A 19,037-nucleotide genomic window follows, 5' to 3' on the forward strand; every position below is an offset into this window, starting at 1 on the left:
GAGCTTATGGAATGCTTCCGCAACCGCTGACAGGCGGCATGGGCGGGGTGGGGGAGGTTTTAAAGACAAACCCCCTGCTGCAAGGCACCGCCTGCCCCCTCAAATTTTTACGCACGGTGATTTTTTTGAAAATAAAACGCGATGGAAACGAGAAATTTTTATGGCAAGACCACCAAAACCGCCAGCTTACCTTGATGAGTTAGCCGCGCAGCAGTGGAAAGCGAAAGCGAAGCAACTGGCCGAGCGTGGCGATCTGACACCCGCCGACTGGAACAACCTTGAGCTTTTTTGCGTCAACTATTCGATGTACCGCAAAGCCGTGGAAGACCTTGCCAGCCGTGGGTTCAGCATTGTTAACAGCCAGGGTGGCGAGAGCCGAAATCCGGCACTGAGTGCAAAGGCCGATGCTGAAAAAATCATGATTAAAATGTCGTCGCTGCTGGGCTTTGATCCGGTGAGCCGCCGCCGGAATCCGGTAGAAACGGAAGAGGAAGACGAGCTTGACCGTCTGGAATGAGTACGCAAACGCGATAAAAACGGGCGAAATTCCGGCCTGTAAGCGTGTAAAACAGGCCGTGGAGAGGTACTTTTCAGACCTGAATGACCCCCGTTATGAGTTCGATACGGCGACCGTAGAGCGGTTTATTGCCTTTTCCCGGCTCTGTCCACACGTCAAAGGCCCGCTGCGCGGCCAGCCAATCGAGCTGGAGCCGTGGCAGCAGTTCGCCTTTGCTAACCTGCTGGGCTTTAAAGTCAGGGAGTCAGGCCGCCGGAAGTACAGCAGCGCGTTTATTGAGGTGCCGCGCAAGAATGCCAAATCCACTGTGGCCGCCATGCTGGCTAACTGGTTTCTGGTGATGGAGAAGGGCCAGCAGGATATCTACACGGCGGCGGTGAGCCGGGATCAGGCCCGAATCGTGTTCGACGATGCCCGCCAGATGTGTCTGCTGTCAAAACCGCTGAAAAAGCGCGTCAATATTCAGGCGCACAAGGTCATTTTTCCGAAGAGCAACAGCCTGTTAAAGCCACTGGCGGCGAAGGCGGCTACCATTGAGGGCACTAACCCCAGCCTGGCGATTGTCGATGAGTACCATCTTCACCCGGATAACGGCGTTTATTCCGCGCTTGAGCTGGGCATGGGCGCACGTCCTGAGGCGGTTCTGTTCGCCATTACCACCGCCGGGAGTAATGTTGTCTCCGCCTGCAAACAGCATTACGACTACTGCTGCCAGATTCTGGCCGGGGAAGAGAGCAACGATTCGCTGTTTGTCCTGATCTACGAGCTGGACGACGAAAGCGAGGTTGAACAGCCGGAAATGTGGATCAAGGCCAACCCTAACCTGCATGTATCCGTTGACGCGGCGAAACTGGAATCCACCATCCAGAAAGCACGGGGCATACCGTCGCAGTGGGTGGAAATGCTGACCAAACGTTTCAATATCTGGTGTCAGGGCTCCACGCCGTGGATGGGTGCCGGTGCATGGGATGCCTGTGCACTCGACTATACCGAAGAAGATCTGGCCGGAAGGGAGTGCTACGCCGGGTTTGACCTGTCCTCTACCAGCGATATCACCAGCGTGAGCTACGCTTTCCCGTTCGACAGGGAGATCAGGCTCCTGACCCGTCATTATCTGCCGGAAGCACAGTTGCTTAACGTCGCCAACAAAAACCGCGCCATCTACCGCCAGTGGGTGAAAGCGGGCTGGATACGCACCACACCCGGTGACTGTATCGACTATGACCGCATCCGTGACGATATTTTGCGTGATGCCGAAACATTCAACATTCGGCTGGTGGGTTTTGATACGTGGAACGCCACGCATCTACGCACCCAGCTGCAGGGGGCGGGCCTCGATGTGGAGCCGTTCCCGCAAACCTATCTTAAATTCAGTCCGGTAGCGAAATCCTTTGAGGTGTTCGTAAACCGCAAGGTGGTGCGCCATCGGGGCGATCCGGTTCTGGCCTGGGCGATTGGTAACGTGGTGATGGAGTCCGACGCTAACGCCAACATTAAGCCCAACAAAAAGAAATCCTCTAACAAGATAGATCCTGCGGTATCTGCGCTGATGGCGTTCGGCACCTTCCAGGCTGAGCATGAGGATTTTGCTTTCGATATGAGCGATAGCCATAAGCAGCGACTTGCCGAATTTACCGGGATTTGAATATGCTCAAACACAAGAAAATTGAGTCTGTGATCGACGAAATGGCTCGTCAATTGGGCCATGAACTTAACGGGCAGGATAAGCTGGTAATCCGCACTAAAACAGCTATGGTGTTGGCCGCTAAACAGCGGCACCGCCAGCGCATGGAAGCGCCTCCCTATCAGTGGCGAAAGCCAGATAAATTAAGGCGTTGAAAGAGGTTCACCCCCTATAAAGCACCAGTATTGTTCTGGTGCTTTTTTGTTTGTTCAGACAAAGCTGTATAAACATCTGTATAAACATTAATAAAAAAGGCGCTATCCCATGCCGAGTAGCGCCTTTTTAAACAAGCGTTTAACTAATCGAAATTAGTTCATGCCGTTTTACTTTTTTGCTAAATGATCGAGATAATCATCAAGTGGGGTGAATGTTGTTGCTGCTTGCTTTAGCTCACGAGCGGCATGTTGCCAAAACACAACATGTACTTTTATGCCACGCTTCGTTAGTTTTTCTATTGCCGGGACATAGTCAGAATCGCCAGAGACAAGGGTAATCTCATCGCCCTCTTGCAAAATCGTAAAAGAATCCTCAATCATTGTTGCAACAATGTCGGTATCAATCTTTTTCTCAGAGTTTGCAACATTGCGGTCATAAGTGACTACATCAAACCCTTGTTTTTCGGCCGCAACCCATAATGAATCATTCTTTGGCGGTCTGGAGCCAAAAAGAGTGGCTTTACGCACCCCAACTTTATCACCCCCAGCAAATGCAAAGAGTCGCCCAAAGTCCATTTTCCAATTATGATCGCAAATATTGCCTTTTACAGCAGTCCAAACGTCCGGAACCTTGCCTGATTTGAAAGCCGCAACATGCATGCCTTCAATCCAAACATTGGAATTGTCAACGTAAAGTAGATTTGCCATTTTCAGAATTCCTCAACCGCCAATACTCAATAATACCTAGCGGCGGTATCCTATAGGTATCCTAGAAATAATGACCTAAGTAAGAAATGATGTAACCTATTGAAAAGATGGTGGCCCCTGCTGGACTTGAACCAGCGACCAAGCGATTATGAGTCATAAAATTGGTATGTTTTTAATTGTTCGTCATTGTCTCTATTTGTATTTTTAATTATCTATAATCAATCAGTTATGAAGTTATTTTTGTTTCTGATTGGTTCTCTCATTTCCCCATTGTACTATCCTTACCTGACCCATTACCTGACCCAAAATGGGCATTGGGTCAGGTAACGCTTATCCTCAGAAAGGTAACCTCATGGCCGCTAATCTTACCGAGACTGCTATACGTGGATTGAAGACAAAAAGTACGTCGTACTACGTGTGGAGCAACAGTGCTCAACGTGGCACCGGCAGGCTTGGCGTTAAGGTTCAGCCTTCAGGCAGCAAAGTTTTTTATTTCCGTTATTACGTTGAGAAAGGGAAGAAAGAGAAGTTCATCCAGTTGGGCATCTGGCCTGAGATGAAGCTGGTGACGGCCAATGAGTTGGCGAAAAAGTATGGAGCCTGGCTTGTTGAAGGAAAAGAGCCCCAACAAGAGCTTGAGCAACAACGCCTGGCCGAAGAGCACCTTATGCAGATCCATCGCTCTCAAGGATCGTTTGATGAGCTGGTGCATGGCTACGTTAACAAGATGAAGCTCGACAATAAGCGGACCTGGGCTGATGTCCTGAAGCGTCTTGAAAAAGAGTGCTACACGGTTATCCCTCGAGAAACCAAAGCGAAAGATGTAACACCTCTGCAGATCAAAACCATCCTCTCAGGCATTATCCAGCGTGATGCGGTGGTGCATGCTAACCGGATTCGCTCGTATCTGATGGCAGCATTTAACTACGGCTTAAAAGCCGATAACGATCCGATGAATACCAGTGTGGGTATTACGTTCGGTCTTGAAGTAAATCCGGTATCGGCCATACCGAAACAGTCTTCGGCGGAAAAAGTGGGTGATACATGGTTAACGCTGGAAGAGCTACGTTTTGTCATGGAGCAGTTCGCTCAGGCAACTAACGTTGGGCCACTGATGCAGCACCTAATCCGCTTCTGTGTTTATGCTGGCGGGCAGCGTCCGTTTGAAATGATTGCCAGCCAGTGGAGCGCGATTGACTGGCAGCAAAAGACGCTCCTGGTAATTGCCGATGTATCGAAAAACAAACGGGAGCACCTGATCCCGCTGACTGAATCGGCATTAAGTGAATTAGCCTCAGTGAAAGAACTGACTAAGGAAAGTAACAGCCCCTATATCTTCCCGCTCTCGACCAACGGCGAACGACCGGTGCGTACCGATAGTCTGGCGCGTTCCATCATGTATTTCCGGGCTTTTAATCCTGAGTTTAAAGTTTTCACGGCGCGAGATTTACGTCGCACCTGTAAAACGTTGATGGGGGAGGCGGGGATCAGCAAAGAGATCCGCGACCGTATCCAGAATCACGCTTTGAACGACGTTAGCTCGAAACACTATGATCGTTATGATTACCTTACTGAAAAGCGCAGGGCGCTTGAGATCTGGGAAGATCGGATTAACAACTATCAACGACAGCAGGAAAACAACGTTGTGAACTTGTTTGGGCGGAGGTGAGAGCTTGGCAAAATATGAGCTTAATTCAGCAGAAGAGCGCTATCAGCCGGGCTCTGGTGATTTGGTGCTATCTAATAAACTGGGGATCATTGATGAAGAGGAAATGGAGGCGCTGGAATCGGGCCTACTGCTGATGCTGTATGAGCAGCTATTTATTGAGGGCCAGCCGCCTGAGGCGCTGGCTTTTGAGCACATCAGCAGGTGGCATCGCCAGTGGCTGGGGAATGTGTATGACTGGGCGGGGAGGTTGCGTAATGCCAACTTAACTAAGGACGGCTTCCAGTTTGCCGCTGCCGACAGGATTCCACTTCTTCTCGATGGTTTCGAGAAACAGTTTCTCGCTCAGTCTGGTGCGCTGAAATCCTTGGCTCGTCTGGAGCTGGTAAGTTATCTGGCTGAATGCCATGTGGAGTTTATTTTGATCCACCCATTCAGAGAAGGTAACGGGCGTCTGTCGCGGCTACTTTGCGATGTGCTGTCGGTTCTGGCAGGGAAGGGCTTACTTGATTACAGCCTGTGGGATGAGCAGAAGGCGTTTTACTTCAAGGCAATACAGGCTGGTGTGTCAGGAAACTACAGCCCTATGATGCAACTGGTGAGCGACATCTTGCCAGATTAACGGGCGAGGCCAACGGCTTTTGCCTGTGCCTGATTTTGTTTGAGTTGCTGCTCAATTTTGTGCACAGAAACACCGGTTTCAATTGCGGTTGAGCTGGCAACAGAACGATAGATTTGAGTTTTAGTGATCTGACTATGTACTGTTTTTTTTGTCATCGTGAAAGCCTCGCTGTCTCAGTCCTGATTCTAGTGCGGATTGGGGGGGCTAGCAAGACTGTTATCAGCTCACCAAATGCATAATTCAGCCGCTGGTTATCTTAGGCGGTCGGAGAGGTGAATTCGGAACTGTACTCATTTTTGACCAAGATCACATAATCTGTATTATCATAAGTGATGTTTAATATTATTTGGTTTATAACACAACGAGTTAATTGATTTTAATGGTGGGGTTGATGAACTCTAATTTTGTTTCTTTATCAAAAGTTTCAGATGATACGGTTGTCGAGAAAATTCTTGATGAGTGGTTTGTAAAGAAAATCAATCTTTTTTTGTATTTTGGAGGAAGCGGTAAAAAGTGCAGGCTATCAAGATGCATTTCTCCCTCTCTACATATAGGCGGAGAGCAGGTAATAACTAATGGGGATGAGTTTTATCTGTCAGAAGAAAGTGACGCACATTCAATTTTAAAATTTATCCCTGACCTACCATTAACTTCTCATTTGACGATCACTAAAGGTTTTAAAATATCAAGATCTATTCGCGGGGAGTATTTCAATTATGAATATTCCGGCAGTGCGTTAGGATACTGGGTAGTTGTCCCTACCCAAATATCAGCTTTTAATAATGGTAATTATCTTCTAACTGATAAGAAGTCATTCAGTTTGAAGGCTGGTTTGTCAGGGGCAGTATATATTTATAGTGTTTACGATGAGGACTATTTGATTTTTGAAGATGACTCTTTTGTTAGCAATAATGACCTGTATATTGATATAAAGGTACTTGATTCTTTTCTTCCTCTTTTTGACTCCAAACAGAGTAAACACGTTGATTTTATACTTGAAAAGTCTCTCTCGAGTAAATTTTTAACATCAAAATACAACATCGCACTTTATTTGATGATGAACAAACTTGTTGTAAGGAGCGGTGATACTCCTGTTGTAAGTAAATTTAAACTCGACTACGACGAAATGTGGAAAGGAAATGTTTCTGAAAGCACACTCTGCGAGTGGTTTGAAAAGCCTGAGTTGTATATAGAAAAAAGGCAGCGATTGACGCCTGAGAAGAAGAAAGGGTTGTATTTATTCCTCACCCTCTTTATTAAGAAGGAAGGGATAAAAAATACCAAGGAGAAAGCGTCTGTAATCGCGGAAAAATTAAACGAACTGGCGCTTCAGGAGTATCAACTGGACGAAGTGATTTTCACTGCTAATCATGTTAAACCTTGGCTAGAAAAGCCCCTTAGCTAATGTCTTACTAAGCGCTTATCCAAAATTGCATTCCTTCCCAAATCTTCTGTTCTGAAACATGATTGTCTCCACCGAAACCACAGGAGGCAATCATGACCAAATCTTTTAATCAACCCACAGCTGACCAGCGCTTGCAGGCGCTACAAAACTATGGCGAACCTTCAGATCGCTTAGTAAGGGAGAAAGAGCGCCAATATATCACATCGATTTCCCGGTCAACAGCTTGGAAGCTTGAACAAATAGGCAAGTTTCCGCGACGTAAACCACTGGGGGCTAAGTCGTGTGGCTGGTTGCTTAGCGATCTTCTTTACTGGATCAGTGAGCGCTAAGGATCCTGTTTTTCTAGTATTTTTCATCTAATGGTTGGGAATGCATCTTGCTATTTCCACTATTAATAGCGGAATAGCAACTCAACCGGAGGTACTTTTAACATTAAATGATGATGAGGTTTTATGTCGGGAGATCGAGAGTTCCCCATACATGTGCTTCCCGCAAGGGCGGGACATGCAATCTATGAAGTAGTACAACAAACTCAGGCACCACTTTCCATGGTTGCAGCAGAGATGCTTGGCGTCATATCTCTTGCTTGTCAGAACAGAATTGATGTTTGTAGATTGAATAATCTGCGTAGCCCTACATCGCTTTTTATTGTGACAATTGCGGAATCTGGGGAACGGAAGAGCACGGTAACTAAGTTGTTAATGAAGCCCATTTACCAACTAGAGGAACGGCTATTTGACCTATATAAACAAGAAATAATTAAGTGGCGGTATAACGTAAAGATTTTCAAGGCGGAAGAGAAAGCTTTGATGTCAAAACTGAAGTCAGAGATCCGTGGTGGCAAAGATCCAACCATAACACGTGAAAGTCTGAGTATGCTGCAAGATAGTTATCCTGTAGAGCCTGTCAGATATAAGTTGACGTTTAATGATACCACACCAGCGGCGATAAAAGAGTATCTCTGTGGTGACTGGCGATCAGTTGGCATTTTATCAGATGAGGCTGGGACCATATTTAATGGTTATGCATTAAATGAATTGCCGTTTGTAAACAAAATGTGGGATGGCGCAACCTATTCAGTCGAAAGGAAAAACGCACCTGAGAGGTTAATAAAAAATGCCAGATTGACATTATCCCTACAGGTTCAGTCTGTAGTTATCAATAGATATATTGAAAGAAAAGGGGATATAGCAAAAGGGATAGGATTTTTTGCTCGTACACTTATTTGTCGTCCCTTTTCAACACAAGGATATAGACAAATAACTAATCCTGTTGTCTCAAGTGAACATTTGCCTGTGTTCCATGAGCGATTAATGGAGATCGTCAATGAGAGTATCGAAAACAAAGATGAACGTATTTGCCTTCATTTCTCGCCAGAAGCAAGACAGAGATGGATTGTATTTTATAATCAAGTTGAAACAGAAATGCGGTTACTCGGGTTTCTTTCAGACTTTAAAGATTATGCATCTAAAATCGCTGAAAATATGGCAAGGATTGCTGCATTATTACACTATTTTAATGGTGATGAAGGGGATGTATCACTTACCGCTGTTGAAGCTGCTATAGAAATAAGTGCATGGTACGTAGATGAGTATATAAAATTATTTTCCAAACAACAGGAGCTAGATATGGTCAATACAGATGCAGATGAGCTTTATTGGTGGATAAAAGAATATTGCAATCAAAATCTTTTACCATATATGAGGAAGAATACCATACTGCAATATGGGCCTAACCGGTTCAGGGACCGCGGTAAAGTAAATGAATTATTAAGCACTCTTTATTCTCAAGGGAAGATAAAGGCTGCTAAAAAAGGAAAAACTATCTTTATACAGGCGATGGATACCTGGGGGGTTTAATGAAGTAAAAAAATACCATCGATATACTTGCTTGTTCTAACTAATTGCAGAGTTATTTTGGAACTGCCACCGCAGGCAGGTGATAGCTTTTGCCTAAATTTAAATGTTGGAAAGGTAATATATATTTATTTGATAAATCACTCACAACATATCCCTGTGAATAGCAGGGATATTAAAATCAGAGATGTATGATGAAACTTTACCAAGGTACTCATGGCGATCATATTCTCGCTTACAGAGATAAAATTGCTCTGACAGTCAGTAATGCTATCAATCAGTTTCCACGTACTATGGCATTAAGAGCGGATCTTCATTACCCACCTATTTTAGATAATGGTGATACGGTATGCTGTTTTCCTAACCTTGAACCCGGTGCAATATCACGATTTCTGGATTCGATGAAAGCGATTTTGGAAGCACATGAACATCGCAGAAAGTTTGCTGGGATCAGAGTCAATAAGAACGTTGTACGTAATGTCTGGGCAAGAGAATACTCAAAGAATGGCAAATGCCATTTCCACATTTGCTTGTTCTTTAACAAAGATGCTTACTACCATCTGGGGCATCTCAAACATAGTGGTACACTTAGCAATCTGATAGTCAGGGCGTGGTATAGCGCTCTCGGCTTGGAACTTGAAGATTGTCGTGAAATTGTACATTTTCCGGACAATTGCAGGTATGTGCTCAACGTAAACGATCCTGATTTTGACATCATATACAATGAGTTGCTTGAACGACTGGATTACTTGACCAAGCTTGATACGAAGGTATTTGGTGAGGGAGATAGAAGTTTCGGGTGTAGTCGGGGATAATTTTTACTGCAATGGCCTTTCTTATGCGAGAAAGGCCAAATCAAACCAGATAACGTTAATTATTTAACTTATTCACTTACTGCAATCTGCGCTTCGGACAAAAATATAGCATCCAAAATTTTTGTAGATTGTAGTAGCTTGTCAAGAGCTGTTTGCAATGGAAAAAATACTTCATGTTCCACTGGAAACTCACCATGCTCTTTCCAGCACTCAGTGAGTAAATTAGGTTTAATCGTGACAGGTAGGAAATAGTTACCTTTCCCTTGTTCCAATAGCCCTAGTGTCTGCAGTTGCTCACGGTAGGATTGTTGAACATTACTCGCATAACTAGCAATCTTTTTGACTCCACCAAAATACCCGGCATTCAATTTAAACTCAAAACCAAACAGCCCCTGCTCGGTTCCCGTACCCGTCAGGACGGCTAAAATATAATCATTTCCTTCAGTAACAGTCGAACTGTTTTCAAACCAATATTTGCAGTTAACGCCTTCAATGACCCAAGCTGGATGGGCCAGCCAGCAATAATCCTGATGTTCATAATTTGCTTTACCTACCCAGCTGTTGTCTTTCATAAATCGTTCAACACACTGATCAAAGCTTTTCCAGAAGGCAGGGCTTAAATGCTTTTCAAAATAAACAACAGCTTCGTTAAACATCTTTAGTTGCGAAAGAATCAGTATACCGGCCTGACGTTCTGCATCGCTGTGTGGATTCATGTCTAATCCCTTAAATTAAAATGTACGAACTCGATTAAGAAAGCAAAATGCGGCATGGGCAGCCATTTGGCGGCTTTGTTGAATAAATCAGATTTCGGGTAAGTCTCCCCCGTAGCGGGTTGTGTTTTCAGGCAATACGCACGCTTTCAGGCATACCTGCTTTCGTCATTTTGTTCAGCGCTCGTACCAGGGCCATAGCCTCCGCAACCTGACCATCGTAGTCACGCAGCGTCAGTGAACCCCCGAACAGCTGTTTTACCCGGTACATCGCCGTTTCCGCTATCGAGCGACGGTTGTAATCTGTTGTCCATTTCCACCGCGTATTACTCCCGGTCATTCGCTGATTAGCCACTGCACGGTTACGGTCTGCATATTCACCGGGCCAGTAACCCGCACCTTTTCGGGGCGGGATAAGCGCGCTGATTTTCTTACGCCGCAGTTCATCGTGACAGAGCCGGGTGTCGTAAGCGCCGTCTGCCGATGCTGCCCTGATTTTTCTGTGAGTCTGCCGGATAAGACCCGGGAAGGCTTCTGAGTCCGTCACATTATTCAGCGACAGGTCTGCACAGATGATTTCATGTGTTTTGCTGTCAACTGCCAGATGCAACTTTCGCCATATACGACGGCGTTCTTTGCCGTGTTTTTTGACTTTCCATTCGCCTTCACCAAAGACCTTCAGCCCGGTGGAATCAATCACCAGATGCGCGATTTCACCTCGGGTGAACGTTTTGAAACTGACATTAACCGACTTTGCGCGCTTGCTGACACTGGTGTAATCCGGGCAGCGCAACGGAACATTCATCAGTGTAAAAATGGAATCAATAAAACCCTGTGCAGCCCGCAGGGTCAACCTGAACACGCGTTTAATGACCAGAACGGTGGTGATGGCGAGATCAGAATAGCGCTGAGGTCTTCCCCGTGATGAAGGCGTTGCCGACTCATACCAGGCCTGAATAGCTTCATCATCCAGCCAGAAAGTTATGGAGCCACGGTTGATGAGGGCTTTATTGTAGGTGGGCCAGTTGGTGATTTTGAACTTTTGCTTTGCCACGGAACGGTCTGCGTTGTCGGGAAGATGCGTGATCTGATCCTTCAACTCAGCAAAAGTTCGATTTATTCAACAAAGCCCCATTTGGCGTGAAGGAGAGTTTTCGGTTACTAAAAGCGAGTTGTTTTAAAAGTATTCAAATGCTAAGTTAATGAAATTAATTATAGAATTTTGCTTACGGTTAAGCCTTTCGTCGTATTGGTTTTTTCAGGGCTGGCGGGGCGCTGTCTTGTTTGTCCTTTAAGATTTATTTATTCTTCGTGCGCTAAGCGTCCATTCGATAATTTCGATGAATATATCCCCTGTTTGCCCTCCTCTGGCCTGGCGACATGGTGTACGCTCCTGGCAACGCTGAACTCAGAATATTTATCCAGTCACTCTATTTTTTAAGAGCAGTAAACCTATGACTACAATAAAGAACCGTCGTTTACGTCCGCGTGCGCATCGTTTTGCTCTTGAGTCTCGCCAGCTTTTTGATGGAGCCGCTCTGGCTGAAACCGCCATCCATGAGGCATCGGCAAGCGATCTGGTGCACCATGAAAGCGCCACCGAACCCGCGAAGGCGCTGGATATTCCCCACGCCGCCACAGCCGACGCCGCAAGCGAAAAACCGGGCAGCGCCGCCAGCGAAGTCTATGTAATAGACCAGCATATCTCCGGCTGGCAGTCGCTGGTGGACCAGGTGCCGCAGGGCAGCCAGGTGGTGATTATCGATGAAAACAGCTCGGGTCTGAGCCAGCTTGCCGACGCGCTGAAAGGCGAAACCAATATTTCCGCCATTCATATTCTGAGCCACGGCGCGTCCGACACCATTACGCTTGGCACCGATGTGCTGACGGCGGACAACCTCTCGGCGTGGTCTTCACAGCTCAGCGCTATCGGCGCAAGCCTTAGCGACAGCGGCGACATCCTGCTTTACGGCTGCGACGTCTCCGCCCAGGATAACGCCTTTATCACCCGCTTCGCCGAAGTGACTCAGGCGGACGTGGCGGCCTCCAGCGACATGACCGGCAGCGCGGCGCTTTCCGGCGACTGGGTGCTGGAAAACCATACCGGCAGCATTGAAGCGAAAACCTTCGCCTTTGATTACGACGGTCTGCTGGCCGGGCCGGAAGTCACCGCGCCGGAAAAAGGCATCACCGTCGCCGAGCCGAGCAGCCTTAACGCCGCAGGCGCCGATACCGCCACGCTCAGCGGCTGGCAGGTCAGCACCACGGACGCCAGCGAAACCGTCATCGTCACGGTGAGCCTGAGCAACAGCGCCATCGGCAAACTCAGCGACAGCCAGACCAGCAACGCTTCGCTGACCATGACCGGCATTGCCAGCAAAGCGCAGGCCTGGCTTAACAGCATCACCTTTACCTCCGCTGACGTCGAGCTTGGCAACACCGCCGCCAGCGGCAAGCTGGACGTCACGGTGCGCGACAGCGCGGGCGTCAGCACCAGCAAATCCATCGATGTGACCGTGACCCCGTCGAACGACCCGGTAAGCGTGGCCGACGCCACCCAGAACGTGCCGGAGATCGAATCGGGCGGCAGCGTCATCACCACCGTGACCCTTAACGCCATCGATGCGGAAGTAACGGCGGGCACCCAGCAGCCCGTGCAGATTGTCTATGATCTGACCGACCCGCCGCAGTATGGCTATCTGACGCTGAACGGCGACCGGATGGGCGTCGGCTCTATCTTTACCCAGCAGGATTTGATCGACGGCAAGGTGAAGTATGTCCACACCGCCACGGGCGCAGACCAGAACGCCGCCGACGGCTTTACGGCGGTCATCAACGACGGCGCGACGCCGAAGGCGCAGTCCGATACCTTCCACGTCACGCTGAACATTACCCCGCAGAACCAGGCGCCGATCCTTAGCGGCAGCGGCGTGGTCTTTGAAGGCCAGCCCAACAATGCGGTCAACACCGGCAACGTCGGCCAGTATATAGAGGCGGACGGCGGCGGCGATCCGGGCGACACAACGCTGACTCTCACCATTACCGCCCTGCCGACCCACGGCACGCTCTGGTTTAACGGCGTCGCCGTCACCGTCGGCCAGACCTTTGACTATGCCGATCGCAATCTGCTGACCTATGCTAACGACGGCAGTGAAAACCAGGGCACCGACAGCTTTGGCGTACGCGTCACCGACCAGGGCGGCGGCACCGGCGTGCCGGCCAGCACCGACGGCACCATTACCCTGACCGTGCGCCCGGTGGATGACGACCCGACTCTGGACAACGTAACGCTGCACGCGCAGGTGGGCAATCTGGCGAACGCCGTCACCCTTACGTCTGCGATGATCGGCGCAAGCGACGTGGATTCCACCGATAACCACCTCAGCTTTATCGTTGACGACAGCAAGCTCACCCACGGTTACCTGACGCTGGACGGCTACCGCCTGCAAAACGGCGGCACCTTCACCATGCAGGATATCGTCGACGGCAAAGTGCAGTACGTGCAGTACGCCAGCGCCAGCGCGTCGGGTGACACCGACAGCTTCAACTTTGTGGTGGTGGACAACACCGCTGCGCTGCGCTGGAACGCCGACGGCACGACCTACACCCGCATCGGCGGGGTGTACACGCCGGGCACCGAAACGCTGACCAGCTTTACCTTTACCATCGGCCTTGCGGTGTTCACGGGCGGCGGTCCCGGCACGATCCGGGAGCGCGTCACCACCATCACCAACCGCGACTCCACCTGGGCGGGCGTGGACTTCACCTCCGGCAACGCCCGCGGCGAAGTAGAAGAAGGCGGCACCCTCGTGCTGAACGGCACCAGCGGCGACTTCTCAAGCGTGCCGGGCCTGAGCTACACCGCCACGGGCGTGGACGCCTCGCAGGTGGTCTATACCTTCCTCGGTTTCTCGAACGGCGCAAGAGACGGCGAGCTGCAAAAAAATGTCGGCGGCAGCTGGGTGACGCTCGGCGAATATGCCACCTTTACGCAGGCCGACCTCGACAGCGGCAATATTCGCTTCCAGCACGACGGCGGAGAGACCTTTGTCTACGCCGCGGCGTTCTCTGTCTCGGCGGGTCTGACCACGCTCGATGCCAACGGCAACCCGGTGACCAATATCTGGACGCCGACGCTGAACATCTACGTCACGCCAGTGAACGATCTGCCGGTGGTGACCGGCTCCTCCTCCACCGTCATCGCCGAAGGCGAAACCGCTTACCTGACCACCGGCCAGATAGCGATAAGCGACCCGGACGACGCCAACAGCGGCAACGGGCTGGAAGAGAGCGCGACGATCAAAGACGGCAGCGCCAGCGCCAACAATTACGCCTATAACAACGACGCGACCGGCGCCAACGCCCTGACGTTCACCATCAAAACGCTGCCGGACGGCTGCACGCTGCAATACTACAACGGCTCGCAGTGGGTTGACGTTACCGTCGGCCAGACGCTCAACGCCTCGCTGCTTACCGCCAGCGCCTCGACCACCGGGCTGCGCTTCGTCAGCGACGGCTCGGAAGTGCGCTCCACCACCTTTACCGTATCGGCCACCGACCGCTGGAGCGCCACCTCCGCCAGCGACGCGACGGTGAAAATCCAGATAACTAACGTCAACGACGCGCCGCAGATCGCCAAAGACCCGACCCAGGCCGACCCGACGGTGACCGCAGGCTCGCCGAACCTGATTGGCGGCACGCCAGTCAACAACCCGCTGTACGTCACCGAAGGAAGCTATGGCCAGATAACCAGCGCCATGCTGCAAGCCTACGATTCCGACAGCAGCTCAATGCAGCTGCAGTACACCATCACCGGCGCGCCGACCCACGGCACCCTGGCCTATTCCAAAGATGGTGTGAACTTCAGCCCCATCGGCAAAGGCTCCTCCTTCACCCAGCAGGATGTGGCGAACGGGTACATTTACTACCTGAACGACGGCACCGAAGGCAGCGGCAACAGCGAACCCGACACCCCGGACGATAAGTTCACCTTCACGATTTCTGACGGCGACAAAGAGCAGACCGGCAACGCGTTCTGGATCTACACCCGCCCGACCGACGACGCGCCGGAAGTGACCGCGCCGTCGGGCATCAAGAACATCGCCAGCGCCACGGCGACGAGCAACGCCCTGCCGGGCTTCTCGGTCAAAGATGGGGATCTGACAGACAGAGTGACCGATGGCGAGAGCGATTATTTGCAGGTGACCGTGCGTCTGCTGCATGCGGACGGCAGCGCCTTCGTGGCCAGCGAATACAGCGACGTGACCCTGGGTTACGCGACCGGCAGCGGCGCGACGATCTCTACCGCCCACGGCGGCCAGCACGACTATCTGGTCTTGAGCGGCACCCGCGCCCAGGTGAACGCGGCGCTGGCGGGCCTGACGGTGACCTTCAGAACCGACCGCAACGCCACCTATCAGGTGCAGACTATCGCCGATGACCGCCTGCGCGACGCAAGCGGCACGCTGACGGCAGGCGCTAACGGCGGCACGCTGAACCAGCCCGCGACGCCTGGCAGAGGCGCGGCGGCCACCGCCGTCGACGCCACCGAGTACAACTGGTACAGCGCCTCCGTACCGGAAAAAAGCGGCAACCTGAGCGCGGCGTCCGTCACCATTCGCGCCTCGGAAATCAACGATCCGGGCACGCTGACCGTGACCAACCTGGACCGTACCGTTTATGAAGATCAGGCAAGCTTTATCGGCGGCAATATCGTGGTGCAGGACACCGAATCCGCCGCCTTCGGCACGCCGGTGACCGTCACCATCACCGCGCCGTCCGGCACCCTCGGCATCGGCGGCGCGGACGTGAACACCAGCGCCACCGCCAGCGCCGCCGGCAGCCAGCCGGTTACGATTTCCGGCGACAACTCCGGCACGCTGACGCTGACCGGTCGCGCCAGCGACATTGAAGCGCTGCTGAACGACGCGGCGCTCGGCCTCACCTGGCAGAGCGGCGCCAACGTCAACCACGACCTGAACGGCGCAGCGGCGGGCGATGTCACCATCACCCTGCATCTGGACGACGGCGACTCGCATATCGGCGACACCGTGCAGGCCGACCCGGCCGACCAGACGCTGAACCTCACCATTGTGCCGGTGAACGACGCGCCGGTTGTCTCTGCAACGGGCGGTACGGTTTACCTCAACAGCGATCCGGCGGTAGTCGACGGCACCAAAGTCGGCGGCTTTGTGATTTCCGACCCGGATTACACCCACGGCGAAACCGATTTTATGCAGGTGACGGTGCGCATCACCGACGCCAGCGGCGTGCCGCTGACCGCCGCGCAGTACAGTAACGCCGGCGTATCCGACATCACCATTAGCTCCGGCAACACAACGTCCGGCGTGACGATTGACAGCGTCTATAACGACAGCGAGTCCGCACTGGTGATCCGCGGCACGCTGAGCCAGGTGAACGCGTACCTGGCGGCGCTGACCGTCTCCATGACCGGCTCCGCCCTGTCGAACGCCGATAACGCCTGGCGTGTGGAAGTGATTGCCGACGATCGCCTGCGCGACGCCTCTGGCAACCTGACAAGCGCCAACAGCGCCAACAGCGCCAACGGCGGCCAGAACGATGCCGTCACCGGCGTCGCGGCGGTGCCGACCACGGCTATCGACCCTTACGGCGCGCTGCCTTCCGGCCTGAGCCAGAACGTCAGTACCGCATGGCGCAGCGTCTTCCCAAGCGACGTCAACGATCCGGCGACCATCACGGTGACGGACAAGTCAGTCAACGAAGGCTTAACGACCGTCGACCTGCCCGCCATTACTGTGGCGGACCCGGACGCCGACAGCGCCAGCCTGACAGTGACGGTCACTCTGCCGGGCGGCTTTACCTTTAAAACGATTGGCGGGACGGGCGGCACCGTTGATGCGGGCGGCGTCAACACCACCAGCTTCACACTTACCGGCACGCTTTCGCAGATCAACAGCCGCCTCGCTAACCTGACGGTGAACCTGCCGACCAACGCGGGCGTCACCGCCGCCGACTGGAACGGCACCTTTAACGTCACCGTAGTGGTGAACGATAACGCCAACCACGGCAGCCGCCCGACCACGCTTACCGGCGACAGCAATAACCCGAACGCGAACCCGGGCGACATCAGCTACGCCGATGACACCTCCGCCGCGCTGGTCACCACCCGTACCTTTAGCGTGACCGTGAAACCGTCGAACGATGCCCCGGTCGTGCTGCTGGGCGGCGCTACCCAGACGCTGGCCCCGGTGAGCGAAGACACCAGCGCCGCAGCGATTACCGGCGACACCATTGCCAACCTGTTTGCCGGTAACTTCTCGGACCCGAACGATCAGGTCAACAATGCGTCCATTACGGCAACCGGCGGCACCAGCGCTGACAGTTTCTGGGGCGTGGCTATCACTAACCTGTCAGTCAACAGCGCGCAGGGCGAATGGCAATACTCCACCGATGGCGGCACGACCTGGGCTGCCATTGGCAGCCGCACCGACGCCAACGCCCTGCTGCTGGATGCAACGGCCAAAGTCCGCTTTGTACCTGCCGCTGACTTCTTCGGGACGCCTGCTGCCTTGAAAGTACGTCTGGTGGAAACCAACAACAACGGCGACACCACCGCAACGACAGGGTCGCTGACCAGCGGCCAGACTGTATCAACGGCAACCAACGACAGTAGTTCACGCTATAGCGTAGCGATGGTCACCCTCTCAACCAGCGTCACTAACGTCAACGACCGTCCGACGATTAGCGCGACGCCGCTGACCATGCAGGAAGATACGCCAGTTGGCAAAACGCTGAGCTCTATTCTTGGCAGCTACAGCGACGCCGCTGACAACCAGACGGGAATTGCTGGCGACGGCAACGCCAGCGGCGCTATCGGCTATGTGGCGATCGTCGGCAACACCACCGACGCAAGCCTCGGCCACTGGGAGTACTCTACCAACGGCACGACCTGGACTGCGCTTGGCACAAGCTACAGCGAAACCAACGCGCTGGTGCTGCTCGCCTCGACCCAGCTGCGATTTGTGCCGCTGGCCGACTACAACGGCGCGGTGCCGGGCGGCCTGACGGTGCGCGTCTCCGACAGCACCAGTTCCGCCGATACCGGCGTCAGCGCCGCGGGCAGCACGCAGGATCTGCAAAGCGCCTTCAACAGCGGCCAGACCAGCCACTGGAGCACGGCGCAGAGCATCAGCATGAGCATTACAGCGGTGGCGGACGCGGTGAGCGACACCGCCGCCACCCATTCGGGCGTGGCGAAAGTCATCGACGTGCTGGCGAACGACGGCTTCACCAACGGCGACAAAGCGATTACCGGCGTCACCGACGGCGCGCACGGTACGGTTAGCATCAGCAACGGCCAGGTGGTTTACACCCCGACCAGCGGCTACGTCGGCAACGACAGCTTCACCTATACCGTCACCAGCGGCGGTATCGAGGAGACCGCCACGGTTTATCTGACGTTGACCAACAGCGCGCCGACGCTGCCCCACTGGACAGTGATTAACCGTGAAGACTCGCCGATCGGTATCCCTGGCCTTTTATTAGATACCAGCAGCGACGCCGACGGCGACACCCTGACGGTGACCGATTTTACCGTCAACGGTACCACCTGGCAGTCAGGCGAGACGGCCAATCTGGCGGGGTACGGAAGCCTGACTATTACTTCTGACGGCGGCGTGACGTTTATTCCGGTGGCTGACTGGAACGGCAACGTACCGGTGGTGACCTACACGGCAACGGACGGCCGGGATAACGGCAGCGTCACATCGACGCTCACCATTCAGTACGATGCGATCCCTGACGCCGTTGACGACAACGCCACCACCCACGCGGGCGTGGCGAAAGTCATCGACGTGCTGGCGAACGACGGCTTCACCAACGGCGACAAAGCGATTACCGGCGTCACCGACGGCGC

General features: G+C 52.6%; 14 protein-coding genes. 10 read left to right on the plus strand and 4 right to left on the minus strand.

The window, feature by feature from the left end; all coding sequences use genetic code 11:
• Window positions 1–160: 160 nt before the first annotated feature.
• From RYZ59_RS21500 to RYZ59_RS21510, 3 genes are read left to right on the plus strand one after another with little or no spacing between them, the layout of a single operon-like run.
• Complete coding sequence (locus RYZ59_RS21500) at window positions 161–517, plus strand: phage terminase small subunit P27 family (protein ID WP_000113647.1); 357 nt, start codon at window positions 161–163, stop codon at window positions 515–517.
• The gene (locus tag RYZ59_RS21505) at window positions 501–2,162 is read left to right on the plus strand and encodes a terminase large subunit (protein ID WP_001549738.1); all 1,662 of its coding nucleotides are present in this window, start codon (window positions 501–503) and stop codon (window positions 2,160–2,162) included. The genes RYZ59_RS21500 and RYZ59_RS21505 overlap by 17 nt, the downstream gene beginning before the upstream one ends.
• A 2-nt stretch (window positions 2,163–2,164) precedes the next feature.
• A complete protein-coding gene (locus RYZ59_RS21510; RefSeq protein ID WP_001549737.1) occupies window positions 2,165–2,356 on the plus strand; it encodes a hypothetical protein in 192 nt (63 codons plus the stop codon).
• A 168-nt stretch (window positions 2,357–2,524) separates the two neighbouring features.
• Here RYZ59_RS21510 and RYZ59_RS21515 read toward each other — a convergent pair whose 3' ends face one another.
• The gene (locus tag RYZ59_RS21515; protein WP_057063708.1) at window positions 2,525–3,064 is read right to left on the minus strand and encodes an NYN domain-containing protein; all 540 of its coding nucleotides are present in this window, start codon (window positions 3,062–3,064) and stop codon (window positions 2,525–2,527) included.
• Window positions 3,065–3,416: 352 nt separating this feature from the next.
• Between RYZ59_RS21515 and RYZ59_RS21520 the strand changes: the two genes are divergently transcribed.
• Window positions 3,417–4,733: a tyrosine-type recombinase/integrase gene (locus tag RYZ59_RS21520; protein WP_025798965.1), complete on the plus strand. Its 1,317-nt coding sequence runs from the start codon at window positions 3,417–3,419 to the stop codon at window positions 4,731–4,733.
• A gap of 4 nt (window positions 4,734–4,737) precedes the next feature.
• Window positions 4,738–5,352, plus strand: a complete 615-nt coding sequence (locus tag RYZ59_RS21525) for a Fic/DOC family protein (protein ID WP_025798966.1) — start codon at window positions 4,738–4,740, stop codon at window positions 5,350–5,352.
• Here the strand turns inward: RYZ59_RS21525 and RYZ59_RS21530 are convergent.
• Window positions 5,349–5,507, minus strand: coding sequence for a hypothetical protein (locus RYZ59_RS21530; RefSeq protein ID WP_088903042.1), 159 nt, complete (start codon window positions 5,505–5,507; stop codon window positions 5,349–5,351). The two genes, RYZ59_RS21525 and RYZ59_RS21530, sit on opposite strands and share 4 nt — an antisense overlap.
• A gap of 236 nt (window positions 5,508–5,743) precedes the next feature.
• On the opposite strand from RYZ59_RS21530, the gene RYZ59_RS21535 reads away from it, so the two are divergent.
• The 4 genes from RYZ59_RS21535 to RYZ59_RS21550 all read left to right on the plus strand — a co-directional run bounded on the left by RYZ59_RS21535 (window position 5,744) and on the right by RYZ59_RS21550 (window position 9,428).
• A complete protein-coding gene (locus RYZ59_RS21535; RefSeq protein WP_025798968.1) occupies window positions 5,744–6,757 on the plus strand; it encodes a hypothetical protein in 1,014 nt (337 codons plus the stop codon).
• 92 nt (window positions 6,758–6,849) lie between these two features.
• Entirely contained in the window at window positions 6,850–7,086 is a 237-nt protein-coding gene (locus RYZ59_RS21540; protein ID WP_025798970.1) for a helix-turn-helix transcriptional regulator, read from the plus strand.
• A 123-nt stretch (window positions 7,087–7,209) separates the two neighbouring features.
• A complete protein-coding gene (locus RYZ59_RS21545; protein ID WP_286627782.1) occupies window positions 7,210–8,616 on the plus strand; it encodes a YfjI family protein in 1,407 nt (468 codons plus the stop codon).
• Window positions 8,617–8,807: 191 nt separating this feature from the next.
• Entirely contained in the window at window positions 8,808–9,428 is a 621-nt protein-coding gene (locus RYZ59_RS21550; protein WP_025798974.1) for an inovirus Gp2 family protein, read from the plus strand.
• Window positions 9,429–9,496: 68 nt separating this feature from the next.
• On the opposite strand, the gene RYZ59_RS21555 is transcribed toward RYZ59_RS21550, so the two are convergent.
• Window positions 9,497–10,144, minus strand: a complete 648-nt coding sequence (locus RYZ59_RS21555) for a hypothetical protein (RefSeq protein WP_126492989.1) — start codon at window positions 10,142–10,144, stop codon at window positions 9,497–9,499.
• Between the two features lie 127 nt (window positions 10,145–10,271).
• Window positions 10,272–11,240, minus strand: coding sequence for an IS5 family transposase (locus tag RYZ59_RS21560; RefSeq protein WP_200055335.1), 969 nt, complete (start codon window positions 11,238–11,240; stop codon window positions 10,272–10,274).
• A gap of 355 nt (window positions 11,241–11,595) precedes the next feature.
• Here RYZ59_RS21560 and RYZ59_RS21565 point away from each other — a divergent pair.
• Window positions 11,596–19,037 (plus strand): cadherin-like domain-containing protein (locus RYZ59_RS21565; RefSeq protein WP_318067336.1); only part of this gene is annotated, 7,442 nt, incomplete at its 3' end.

It is taken from the genome of Citrobacter sp. HN-141, assembly GCF_033341895.1.
Classification (GTDB): domain Bacteria; phylum Pseudomonadota; class Gammaproteobacteria; order Enterobacterales; family Enterobacteriaceae; genus Citrobacter.